Genomic DNA, 12,434 nt, shown 5'->3' on the forward strand with positions numbered 1-12,434 from the left:
TTCCAGACTTCCGTCGAAACGCCTTGCGACTTAGGTAGCGAAAAGTAAGCGTCCTATTGGTCGTATTAATCCTCAGACCTTGTTCTCTGGAACAGTTCTACAAGACGAGTACAACTTCCGACAGTCAACTATGCCAGCCCATGTGCAGCGGAAAGGACAGGTGTCCCTTCCGACGGGGCGGCGTTTTTCTTCGGGAGGTAACGACATGGCTACGCAGAACCCGAATTTCACCGTCAACCAGGACGACCTCGCTTATATCCTGAAGCAGATCATCATCGCCGAGCGCGAAGTTGGCGGGGAGAGCCTTCAATCGATCATCGGGCCGAATGCGGCAATCCTTCCGTGGGGTCTGCGCCATGTCGATGGCAGCAACAACAACCTGTTGCCGGGTGGCCAGTTCGTCGGCGCTGCCGACCAGATACTGCCGCGTTTGCTGGATCCGAATTTCCTCAATGATCAGGATGGAGACAGCCTGCCGCTCGGGCCACCCCCTGCGCCGGTATTGACCAACACCGACTATGGTTCGACCGGAAGCGTCGTCGACGCCGATCCGCGCACGATCAGCAACCTGATCGTCGACATGACGGTAACGAACCCGGCGGCAATCGCTGCCTGGTTTGCCAACCCGTTGTCAGTCGCTGCCTGGGAAGAGGCCCACCCCGGAATGAACCCGGTCGCACCCGGCGAGGCGGTTAATCCCAACGATGTCGAGTTGACGAATGCAGACCTGTCCAACATTCCAAACCAGTCGCCGGACGTTGGGCTCTCGCCGCAGTTCAACGGCTGGATGACCTTCTTCGGCCAGTTCTTCGACCATGGCCTCGACCTGATCACAAAGGGTAGCAACGGTACCGTTTTCGTGCCGCTGCAGCCGGACGATCCGCTTTATGACCCAACGCCCGGTGCGCCCAACTTCATGGCGCTCACCCGCAGCACCCAGGTCGATGGCCCCGGCGCCGACGGCATCATGGGCACGGCCGACGACACGCATCACGAAACGATTAACACCACGACACCTTGGGTGGATCAGAACCAGACATACACCTCCCATCCATCGCACCAGGTTTTCCTGCGCCAGTATGCCTTCTCGGTTGACTCGGACGGCGACGGAACTCTCGACTCGCACGCTGTCTCGACAGGGAAACTCCTGGACGGTGCGCATGGTGGCATTGCCACCTGGGCGGATACCAAGGCTCAGGCGAAAGCCATGCTTGGCCTCATTCTCGATGACTACGACGTCCTTAACGTGCCGCTGCTTGCAACCGACCCCTACGGTGAGTTCGTCCGCGGGCCGAACGGGTTTGCCCAATTGGTGATGCCGCCAGATGCGACGCACCCGACAAACTGGCTTCTGGAGGGCACCGCGGCAGGGCTTGTCATACCGCCGACCGCACTGCGTACTGGTCACGCGTTCCTGAACGACATCGCTCACCACGCAGAACCAGTCTTCGTTGATGCCGATCACAACCCTGCGACCCCGCCGGTCCGACAGACGGCTGACCTCGACAGCCTGACCGTCGACGACAATGATCCGCTGACATACGACAACGAGATGCTCGACGCGCACTTCGTGACCGGTGACGGCCGCGGCAACGAGAACATCGGCCTGACTGCCGTTCACAATATCTTCCACTCCGAGCACAATCGGCTTGTCGATGCCAACAAGCAGACGATCCTCGCATCCGGCGACCTCGCCTTCATCAACCAGTGGCTCGACAAAAACCATCAAATCTCGAGCCTGCCAACACCCGCAAGCGCCGCATCACTCGTCTGGGATGGCGAACGCCTTTTCCAATCGGCGAAATTCGTCACAGAGATGGAGTACCAGCACCTCGTCTTCGAGGAGTTCGCCCGTAAGGTCCAGCCGGCGGTCAATCCATTCGTCTTCACCAACACCCCGGATATCAATCCTGCAATCGTCGCCGAGTTCGCGCACGTCGTCTATCGCTTCGGCCACTCGATGCTGACCGACACAATCGATCGGCTCGATATCAATATGAATGCCGATGACATCGCGCTCTTCGACGGGTTCCTTAACCCGCAGGCGTTCGAAGCCAGCGGCATCACGGCCTTTGAAGCCAGCGGTGCGATCATTCGCGGCATGACACGCCAGGCAGGCAACGAGATCGACGAGTTTGTTGTCGATACCCTGCGCAATCGGCTACTCGGCTTGCCGCTTGATCTTGCCGCGCTGAACCTTGCCCGCGGCCGGGATACGGGGGTACCGGCATTCAATGTGGCCCGTGCAGGCTTCTATCACGACAGCGGCAACGTCGATCTCAAGCCTTACGACAACTGGTTGGCCTATGCCCAGAATCTCAAGAACCCGCTGTCGATCGTCAACTTCATCGCTGCATACGGCACGCATCCGCTTCTGCTTGCAGAGACGACCCTGGAAGGCAAGCGGGCCGTCGCAATGGCGCTGGTGCTTGGCTCGACCGAAACCATTCAGGGCGATCCAACCACGACCGCCGACGATCGAACCGTCGTCGGTGCCAACATTGCCGATCGCATCGCCTTCCTCAACAGTACCGGTGCATGGGCAGGCGTGGAGTCTGGTCTCAACCTCGTCGATCTCTGGATCGGTGGCTTGGCCGAGCGCAAAACCGAGTTCGGCGGCATGCTTGGCTCGACCTTCAACTATGTCTTCGAAAACCAGATGGAGAAGCTGCAGAATGGCGACCGGCTTTACTACCTCAGCCGTCTGCAGGGTCTGAACCTGCTGAACGAACTGGAGCCCAATACCTTCGCGGCGCTCGTCATGCGCAACACCGATCTCGGCGACACGCATTCTTCGCACCTGCCGGGCACATTGTTCGATACCCCGGACCTCATTCTCGAACTCGATCCAACGATCAAGCAGATAACCAATCTTGTTCTGGATCCGTCTGGGCACGCGATCTTCCAGGCGGGAGGTTCTGCCGACCCGATGCAGGACAGTGACATCCTTCAGGCGATCGACCCCAAGGTTACGCGCATCAATCCCGGGGCAGACGTGGATGGCGACGGGCAAGGTGACGGTGGCTATCTGCGCTTCAGCGGCGGCGAGCACGTCGTCCTCGGTGGCACGGAAGGCAACGACACGCTGATCGGCGACCGCGGCATCGACACACTTTGGGGTGACGGCGGCGACGACTACCTGAACGCGCAGACGGAATCCGACCAGGTCTTTGGTGGTGACGGCGACGACATCATTGTCGACCCCTTCGGCGACAACTTCCTGCGCGGCGACGCCGGTAATGACGTTGTCAGCGCAGGGGCCGGCCTCAACACGATATTCGGAGGCGAGGGTCAGGATTTCATCCTGGCTGGCACCGACGGCAGCGAGGTGTTTGCCGGTCGCGACAACGACTTCGTTCTCGGTGGCATCGGCAACGAAGGTCTGATGGGCAACGAAGGCGATGACTGGATCGAAGGCGGCGATGGTTTCGACACGCTTTCGGGCGAGAATTCGCAGTTGTTCTTCAACTCGACGATCATCGGCCACGACATCCTGAACGGCCAGAACAACGATACCGACTACGACGGTGAATCCGGCGACGACATCATGTTCGAAGGTCCCGGCATCCAGCGCAACAATGGTATGCTGGGCTTCGACTGGGGTGTCCACAAGTTCGATCCCAATCCCGCTCACTCCGATCTGGCGCTCGGGATTGCGGCGAACGGCATCCCCGCGATCAATGGTTTCGACATCCAGCAAGACCTGACGCTTCGCGACCGCTTCGACTCCACCGAAGGTCTTTCCGGCTGGAAGTTCGATGACCAGCTCTGGGGCAGCGACGAGCCTCTCGGTGCCGTCGGGGCCGGTGGGGCGGAAATCATAGGTGGCACGATCTTCGACAGCGCGCTGACCCAAGAAGGGGTCGATCGCATTCGCGGCCTTTCTGCTCTGCTGAACGGCATCGATGATGGCGATGTCGACGAGTTCGGCGTTACCCATCCGGGCATTCGCCTCAACACCAGCACCGGCGCAAACATCATTCTCGGCGGCGGCGGCAGCGACCGGATCACTGGCCGTGCCGGCAATGACATCATCGATGGTGATTCCTGGCTGAACGTTCGCATCCTGGTCCACGCCAACAAGGACGGCACCGGCGCGGTCATCGGCACATCGGATGGCATGGCGATGAAGATCAATGCCGTCGATGCAGCAGGAAATCTTCTTTTCAATCCGGACGGCAGCCCAATCTTCATTGCGGGCGGAAAGACAATGTCGCAGGCAATGCTGGACCGCACGCTCAACCCAGGCCAGCTCGAGGCGATCAGGGAAATCCTTGATGGCGACACCGACAATACCGCCAATGACGTCTCCATCTACTTTGGCGCATCGTCGGGCTATACCTGGCAGCACAATCTCGACGGAAGCTGGACGGTCACGGACACCGATGTCACAAACGGCGATGACGGCATCGACAAGCTGTGGAACATCGAGACGCTGCGCTTCACCGACCGCGATGTCCTGATCGTCAATCGTCCGCCGACCGGCGCGCCGACGATTACAGGCGCCGAGAACGTGCTGACCGCCGACACCACCGGCATTGCCGACCCGAACGGCCTTGGCGCTTTCAGCTTCCGGTGGCAGGCGTCGACCGACGACGGCCTGACATGGTCTGCGACGCTGGCGACGACGCAGAGCTTCACCGTTCCTGCTGCGCGGGCCGGACAGTTGGTACGCGTCACTGTCGACTACACCGATCAGGGTGGTACGGCAGAGACCGTGACTTCGGTGATGACGGCGCGGGTCGGCAACAACGCCAACGTTGCGGTTGAAACGCTCAACGGCACTGCGGGTCCAAACCTGCTGAACGGTCGCGGAGGTCCGGACATCCTGAATGGCAATGATGGCAACGATGTCCTCAACGGCAGCGGCGGCAACGATACGCTGAACGGCGGCAACGGCAACGACACGCTGAATGGCGGCGCCGGTGCGGACACGCTCGACGGTGGCAATGACAACGATGCCCTCAACGGTGGTGCCGGCAACGATACCATAACGGGCGGCGCTGGCGACGACACGATTAGCTGGAGCGCCACGAGCCTGTTGGGCTTCGATATTGCGACCGACGGCCGCGATGTCATCAACGGCGGAACGGAAGGAACCGTAGGCGATACGTTCGTCATCAACGGCGCGGCATCGACCGAGACCTTCCGGATCTATACCCACGATGCAGCGGTGACCGCCGGTGTCGTTGCTGCTGCCAACGCAGCGGAGATCATTATCACACGTACCGTTCAACCACTCATTGGAGGCCCGCAGACGAGCGTAATCGCCGAACTCACCGAGGTCGAGGAGATCCGTATCAATACGACGACGGTGACGACGACGCCGACACCCGGAACCGCCAATGGCGATACCGTACAATTGATCGGCAATTTCGTTGGGACGAGCCTGAACCTCAACACGGTTCACATCAACGGCTCGACCGGTGACGATACGGTCGACATCAGTGCGCTGACATCGGCACACCGCATCGTCTTCACCTCGAATGGCGGTCACGACACGATCGTCGGAACGTTGCGCCCACAGGACATCATCCGACTCGCAGCCGGATCGACCCTCGCCGACTACCAGTCGACGACAGCGAATGGCATGACCACCATGTCGAACGGCACGCATTCGATCACTTTCCCGAGCGCTGGCGCGCCCACGTTCGAAGTTACCCCGGCCAACGGTGGCGGCGGTGCGGATGGAGGCATTGGCGGCCAGACGGGCGGTGGCGATGGTCAGAACCAAGGCGGCGATGACGGCGGAAACGACGATGGCCAGAACCAGGGTGGAGGGGGCGACGACGGCCAGAATGGCGGTGGCGGCGACGATGGCCAGGATGGTGGCGATGACGACGGTCAGGACCAGGGCGGCGATGATGGCGGCAATGGTGGCCAGACCGGCGGTGGCGACGATGGCCAGACCGGTGGGGGCGATGATGGCCAGACCGGTGGTGGCGACGGTGGCGGCAACGGCGGCGGTGACGATGATGGCCAGAACCAGGGCGGCGGCGATGACGATGGCTCGGGTGACGGCGGCACGGATCCGCTTCCTGTTGCGGCACGGACGTTGATCGGAACTGTTGCTGGGGATGTTCTGATTGGCGCGGCTGGTGCCGATACGATCCTTGCCGGTGGTGGTGGGGATATCGTTGCCGGCGATGCGGGCAATGACATCCTGCGCGGCGAGGACGGCGACGACGTGGTGACGGCCGGTGACGGCAACGACAGTGTCACTGGTGGAGCCGGCGATGACGAGCTGCATGGCGGGGCCGGCGACGACATGCTGTTCGGCAATGCCGGCAAGGACATGATCCATGGCGAAGCGGGCAACGACTTCATCGAGGGCGGGGCCGGCGAGGATCAGGTCTGGGCTGGTGACGGCGACGACACGGTGATCGCCTCTGCCGGTGACGGCGACGACCAGTACTGGGGCGGCTACGGCAACGACACGCTGGACTATGCGGTGGCGACGGCGAACCTGACGGTCGACCTTGGCAACGGCTTCATGCAGCGTGGCCAGGTGTCGGGCGGCAGCACCGGGACGGATGTGGTCTACGGCTTCGAGAACGTCATCACCGGTTCCGGCCACGACACGATCACGGCAACGGCCGCGGTCAACGTCATGGACGGCGGGCTCGGCAACGACACCTTCCGCTTCCTGTCGGCAGGGGCTGCCGACGGCGACACGATCTACGGCTTCCAGCCCGGCGACAAGATCGACTTCTCTGCGATCGACGCCAACAGCGGGATGGATGGGGTGCAGCACTTCTCGCTGGCCTCTGGTGGTGCGCTGACGGCGGCCGGCCAGGTGGTGGTGACCCATGAAGTGTTGAACGGCGACGAGTTCACGGTGATCCACGGCAATGTCGACAGCAACACCGATGCCGACTTCACGCTGATGCTGAAGGGCAACCACAACCTGACGGCCAGCGACTTCAACGGCGTCTCTTGAGGGGTCGAGCGCGCCTCCCCGACCGGGCTTCCCGGTCGGGGATTATCTGTTTTGGGGGGATGCGGTGACGAAGAAGACGTGCGAGCCCCAATGCAAGATCACCGGATTGCACGGCATCCTGTCCTATCGTTAGGGACTGTGGCGATCCTCAGATTCTTGGCGACCACGACCGAGCTACGCAGCGCCAGTATGTTTCGTGCTCGTCCGTTTCTGGCGCGACGCCGTCACGAATCGCTGCTCCTGCTAGTGGTCGCTTCGGGGTTCTCAAAGGCAGTCTTATTGCATGTGTTGGGCGACGCCAGATTGCAATGGGCCTGCTATGCAGTCCCTGCTCAAGTTACGGTCTCCTTGGCGTCGCACTGGCGGCCCCTTGAAAATTGGCCTCTACAAAACAGCACTGCGGCTCAGCCGTACGCCTTCGACGATGAGAGAAAAATCCGAAGCAGTGTTTTGGAGCCCACAAAATATTGGAAAGCAAGAAGCGGGTCACCGTCTGCGAAAGTCTTTTTGATCCAAACGTCGCTACCTCCGTACAACTCGTGTCAGCTTCAGCAACAGCTGACAGCGCCGGCAATACCCCTCCGTCGGCTGGCCCGCGTTTCGACACCGAGACGCGGGCTCCTCGCAGTAGAGCGTTCGCCACGACACAGAATTTTCGCCCTCGGCTCGCAGGAAAGCCCGAGCAACTGTGCGGCTCAGTAAGGGCGCGGTGATCAAGGAAGAGACCCGCCTCGGGGAATGAGGCTTTCTGGAACCGGCCGTTAGCTCCTGGAACCACGGCACCTTACGGAATCCAACGGTTCAACGAGGATAGGGCTTTCTTCTCATCAAACGGACGACGCACAAACCATCGATTGAAGCCCGGTAATGCGTCCCATGCGGTGTTTTCGAGTTTGAACTTGCAAGGACGGCTTGGAAAGCCAGCCTAAGCTCAAGTCGACTTGTTGGAGATCAGCGCAGTCCGACGCAAAACTTTCGGCATGTGACATTATCACGCGTCAGGCAGCCGGTCCTGTGCGGCGGCTATCGTCTTGGCTGGCGCGTTCCCCTATCGAAGATCTGATAGGGGCACAGCTAGATCGACGAAATCTCGATATCCGTGGTGGCAGCGATGACCGGGTCCTCAGCGGCCCAGCGTCGCATCGTGTAGATCGAATGCCCGATCGCACCCGACGCGGCAGTTCAAACGTCCCACAATTCATAAGGACCCAATCCGCCCAGAGATGTTAGCGAGCGCAAGCATAAACGGACGTAAACCTGCGTACTGTTCTCGTGGTCGAAGACGAACCGCTCATTCGGCTCACGCTCATCGAAGAGCTTGAGGATGCAGGTTTTCAGGTGCTGGAGGCGGGAATGGCAGAGGATGTTATGGAGGTCATCACGGACCAGACAATTCATCTCCGGTCCACCTCCAGATGCCAGGCAAGCTTTCAGGTATCGACCATGCTCATATGGTCGCGGATCGTTTCCCGCAGGGCGGCACCATCTTTCCTTCAGACAGGCTGATACTCGAGGACGGCAACCTACCAGCTTCTTTCGAATTTTTTCAAAAGCCGTATAGTTTCGTGGCGATCATCCACCGACTCCATACCCTGTCGTGATTACGGACAGTTGTCGGTTTGAGGAACGCTCGTGGATTCTCCTGGAGATGGGGTTTGTTGATGCCTCAGACGAACCTGATCAGGCTCGGTCGTAGGTAAAGGACGTCAGAAGTGTCGTAACGAAGTTGCTGGCCCGTTCTTTGACCAGCGTCTCAGTCCATTCGTCCGTGCCGCGAAGCCTCAAGTCCGTGTGGATACTATCAACGGCTGCTTCTTCAATTCGCTTAATGTGCGTATTGAATGCTTCTTCCCCGCTCCCATGGTACATGTCGCGTATGACCATGCGCAGGATTTCCTGGATCGCAATTTGCCAGGCCGTATTGATCGCCTGCAGCTCGTGTGTATCCGGTGGCATGGAAATGCTCCTTGGGGCATGAGTTATTTCGACAAGGTTGCCGGAATCCTTTGGGTTGAAAATGCAAGCCCCACGGGTGATCACCTCCCAGGGATTTAAGCTTGCCTCGCCTTGCGGTTCGCATAGCGGCGATCGCGCTCGGCCTTTCGAGCGGCCTCGTCTTCGACAACCCTCGCGATCCGTTCGTTCTCGGCGGTCTTGCGTGCCTCCGTCTCAGCCGCCGCTGCAGCCTCTGTGGCCGCTTGCTCTTCAGCCGCTTCGGCCTCGCGTCGCGTGCGCTCTTCAAGCTTCAGACGATCCCGTTCAGCGCGGCGCGCATCGCGCGCTTCAGCAAGCGTGACGCGCTCGGCTTGCCTGGCAAGGCGGGAAGGATCGGGCTCGGTTATAGCAGTTCGGTAAGCATTCAGAAGAGCTGCCTTTGCGTCGGCGGCAGCAGAGCGTCGGTCAGCAAGTTCATTGTTTCTGGAGTATCTCAAATAGGTATCCTCATCGTGGCAATGGCGGTTCAGTACGCCTTGGCGCATTTGGCAACGAGCTCGGCTTGCTCTTTCGCAAGTCGGGCCTCACGAAGCCGCAACGTTTTTTCCTCTCGCGCCTGCTCGGCCGACTGAAGCTCTTCCCGCACGCTATTCTTGGAGAAGAATTCGGCCTTTATCTTGCCGAACCCGATCTCGGCCTGTTGGCGAGATTTACTATATGTCTCTGTCATGGATTCCCCGATGTTTCGAGATGGCCCGAAAAGGAAAAGGCCAGGCGAACCGCCTGGCCTCAAACTGATAACGTACTTCCAGCGATGCCAGTACATCCGTGGTCAAAGGGAAGCAGATATCGATTATGCGGACTGCAGATTTGTAGCAGACATCTTGCCTGACTTCATGTCGCGCTCGAGCTCGAAGCCGACCTTTTGGCCTTCGACGAGTTCGCGCATTCCTGCACGCTCGACAGCAGAGATGTGAACGAACGCGTCAGCGCCGCCGTTGTCGGGTTGGATGAAGCCGAAGCCTTTGGTGGAATTGAACCATTTAACTGTGCCGGTGGTCATGATGAACCCTTTCAAAGCATAGAGTGAAAAACCGCGAAGCCGATGCCGCGCGGGTGTGAACCGACTATTTTTGAAACGGAAGTTCGCTTAAAGCGCGGTGCCAATCGCGCGGTGAACAAAGCTCGGCAAGCAAAAGATCGATGGGCTACGTATACGAGATCGCGTAAACTGCGTCAACGTTTAGTTTTTAAAAACTACGAATAACATCCATAGGTTGATCGGCATGCGAGCCGGAGGTGGTCGTAAACATCGATAAAATTGCGGCAAACCATCGATCCCCAGGTCATCCAAAATACCGAGCATTTCGCGGCGCCAGAAGCAAGGTAAACAAATCACCGAGCAAGGCCGCGCTACCCTGCCGTCCGAAAGAGACGGACCAGTTCATGGGCGCGACCAAGAGTCGTCATGCGCTGCGTCAGCTGCCTTATCATCTCTTCCTTGGTGTCGGTTGACCGCGACGTGATCTGGGTGAGGCCGGAAACCAGACCAAGCAGGTTTTGCATGCGATGGCTCATTTCGCGAGCAGCTCATGACCTTCCTCCGCCAGCTTGCGCCCGGTGACATCCAGGAAAATGCCAATCATTGTTTTGATCGCGGTATCGCCCTCGTTGCCCTTGCCTCGTGCAGCCGGGCTTGGCGTCACTTTCTAGAGGGCTGCGTTGGTTTCCCCGATGCCCTGACTAGCCGAATTGTACTTTTTGTAAGTCCAGCCTACGCTTGGCAGCCTAAGTTGAGTATCGGGCCTCGACCTCAGATCAAAAGCGACGCCATTCTTCATTCAAAGGTTTGCGTGAGTTTCAGGGCAATGCAGCTGTCGATCCGCTACGGACTCCGCATTCTTGGTTTATTCGGGCCTAGGCGTAATCGGACCGCGGCGCTCTCCACATCCGAGGTTGCTTCCAGCTCTCGAGCTGTGATGCGGGGTTCGAGTCCCTGCCCCGGCTACGAAGTCTCGATCCTGCGACGAGGATGCTTTCGATTCACAAAGTGAACCGAAACCTTTTCCGCGCGTTTGTGCGCGCGAAGGAGATCTCGCCATGGTGGAAGCATTGTCAATTGCGCTCTTGCACTATCCAGCAGCCTGCCGTCCGGCTGCGCGAGACGCTGCACATTCCCCGTGTCCACCGATGTGCAGGACGCGATCGTTGCGTTTTGAGGTTGCTGATCATGACCGATCGAGCTCCTGACCAACCAGAGGACAATCTACCCGGTGGGAATCGGCAATCCCTGGCGGATTACCTTTGGAAAATCGTAGGCATTGCTGCTTTGGTGATCAGCGTCTGGCTACTTTCACGTGAACTACGGAGTTTGTCATTTGCCGAGATTGGCACCAAGCTCGCCTTGCTACCGACGGGGACCTGGATCGGTAGCGGACTCTCCGCGCTCGTCGCCTACGCTCTGCTGGGCTTCTACGACAGACTCGCCCTGACCTATCTTGATCGCAAAGTCAGTCCGCTATTCGCACATGCCTGCGCTGCCGCGACATACGCCTTCGCTCACGTGGTTGGTGCCTCGGTCTTCTCAGGCGCGGTCATAAGGTATCGCGCCTATTCATCGAAGGGCTTGACAGGAAGAGAGATCGCGGCCCTCGTCGCTTTCTGCGCGTTCACTTTCGCGCTCGGAGTTGTAACCGTCATGGGTACCTTACTTGTCGCGCAGCCATCGATCGTTGATCGTTTTCTCGGTAGGTTGCCAATTGAGGTTAGCAGCGGGGCCGGAATTATCCTGCTTGGGTTCGTCGCGCTATTCCTGCTGATTTCCCTGCTACCAAAGACGTCCCTCGGGGTCCGCTTAACGGTTATCAATTATCCTTCGTTTCCCATTGCCGCAGGACAGATCGTCGTGTCGTCCGCGGAAATCATCGCAGCTACCCTGATCATATACCTGGCGCTGCCTACGACTTCAAATCCTGGACTTTCCATCGTCGCGGGTGTCTTCGTGTTTTCCTTCGCTGCGGCCATCGCCTCGCACTCGCCTGGTGGGCTCGGCGTATTCGAATTAGGTTTCATCACCGGCTTGCCAGAGCTTCCCGAAGCAGACGTTCTGGCAGCCTTGCTGGTCTTCAGGCTTTTCTATTTTGTTCTGCCATTCGTTTTTTCGCTGGGCGCCATTTCCGTTTTCGAACTGCGGCGCAAGAGGTGAAGCCATTAGGGTAAAGCTTTGCATCGTCGCAACCCATGAAGGTCAGCCGACATGAGGAAGCCACGCTTCGGCAATCGCGTAGGCCGCGATAGCGGCCATGCGCTGCTCCCCAGGAACCGCCCGTGATGACCTGAGCCCGTGCCCGTCGAATGCGGGATAGTGGTGCGGCCGCTGAAAGCGGCGACCGGATGTGATGAGGTGGAACGGCCCGCTCCGACAGCATCTAGTGCTAAAAACGTGGTCGTTGCTTGAACGCCACAAAGGAGGGACCGTTCCATGAACCAAGCTAGCACAATCGGGTTGGATTTAGCCAAACACGTCTTCCAAGTTCACGGCGCTGACAATGAAGGTTCG

Annotated in this window: 7 protein-coding genes; 2 read left to right on the forward strand and 5 right to left on the reverse strand. The window is 59.2% G+C overall.

Annotation, left to right across the window (positions count from 1 at the left end):
* Positions 1-205: 205 nt before the first annotated feature.
* Positions 206-6,940, forward strand: coding sequence for a peroxidase family protein (locus FHX16_RS27450; RefSeq protein ID WP_259131460.1), 6,735 nt, complete (start codon positions 206-208; stop codon positions 6,938-6,940).
* A 1,680-nt stretch (positions 6,941-8,620) separates the two neighbouring features.
* Here the strand turns inward: FHX16_RS27450 and FHX16_RS27455 are convergent.
* The 5 genes from FHX16_RS27455 to FHX16_RS27475 all read right to left on the reverse strand — a co-directional run bounded on the left by FHX16_RS27455 (position 8,621) and on the right by FHX16_RS27475 (position 10,441).
* Positions 8,621-8,896: a hypothetical protein gene (locus FHX16_RS27455; RefSeq protein WP_183758734.1), complete on the reverse strand. Its 276-nt coding sequence runs from the start codon at positions 8,894-8,896 to the stop codon at positions 8,621-8,623.
* Positions 8,897-8,991: 95 nt separating this feature from the next.
* Entirely contained in the window at positions 8,992-9,372 is a 381-nt protein-coding gene (locus tag FHX16_RS27460; RefSeq protein ID WP_183865189.1) for a DUF6481 family protein, read from the reverse strand.
* Between the two features lie 29 nt (positions 9,373-9,401).
* Entirely contained in the window at positions 9,402-9,605 is a 204-nt protein-coding gene (locus FHX16_RS27465) for a hypothetical protein (protein ID WP_183758737.1), read from the reverse strand.
* 123 nt (positions 9,606-9,728) lie between these two features.
* A complete protein-coding gene (locus tag FHX16_RS27470) occupies positions 9,729-9,938 on the reverse strand; it encodes a cold-shock protein (RefSeq protein ID WP_183758739.1) in 210 nt (69 codons plus the stop codon).
* Between the two features lie 350 nt (positions 9,939-10,288).
* Positions 10,289-10,441, reverse strand: coding sequence for an HWE histidine kinase domain-containing protein (locus FHX16_RS27475; protein WP_259131465.1), 153 nt, complete (start codon positions 10,439-10,441; stop codon positions 10,289-10,291).
* Between the two features lie 466 nt (positions 10,442-10,907).
* Between FHX16_RS27475 and FHX16_RS27480 the strand changes: the two genes are divergently transcribed.
* Entirely contained in the window at positions 10,908-12,080 is a 1,173-nt protein-coding gene (locus FHX16_RS27480; RefSeq protein ID WP_259131467.1) for a lysylphosphatidylglycerol synthase domain-containing protein, read from the forward strand.
* Positions 12,081-12,434: the final 354 nt, after the last annotated feature.

The sequence above is a fragment of the Rhizobium sp. BK661 genome (assembly GCF_024808825.1).
Lineage (GTDB): Bacteria > Pseudomonadota > Alphaproteobacteria > Rhizobiales > Rhizobiaceae > Rhizobium.

Coding starts and splice junctions, on each gene's coding strand:
- FHX16_RS27450 (WP_259131460.1), top strand. CDS start 206: ATGGCTACGCAGAACCCGAATTTCACCGTCAACCAGGACGACCTCGCT.
- FHX16_RS27455 (WP_183758734.1), bottom strand. CDS start 8,896: ATGCCACCGGATACACACGAGCTGCAGGCGATCAATACGGCCTGGCAA.
- FHX16_RS27465 (WP_183758737.1), bottom strand. CDS start 9,605: ATGACAGAGACATATAGTAAATCTCGCCAACAGGCCGAGATCGGGTTC.
- FHX16_RS27470 (WP_183758739.1), bottom strand. CDS start 9,938: ATGACCACCGGCACAGTTAAATGGTTCAATTCCACCAAAGGCTTCGGC.
- FHX16_RS27475 (WP_259131465.1), bottom strand. CDS start 10,441: ATGCAAAACCTGCTTGGTCTGGTTTCCGGCCTCACCCAGATCACGTCG.
- FHX16_RS27480 (WP_259131467.1), top strand. CDS start 10,908: ATGCTTTCGATTCACAAAGTGAACCGAAACCTTTTCCGCGCGTTTGTG.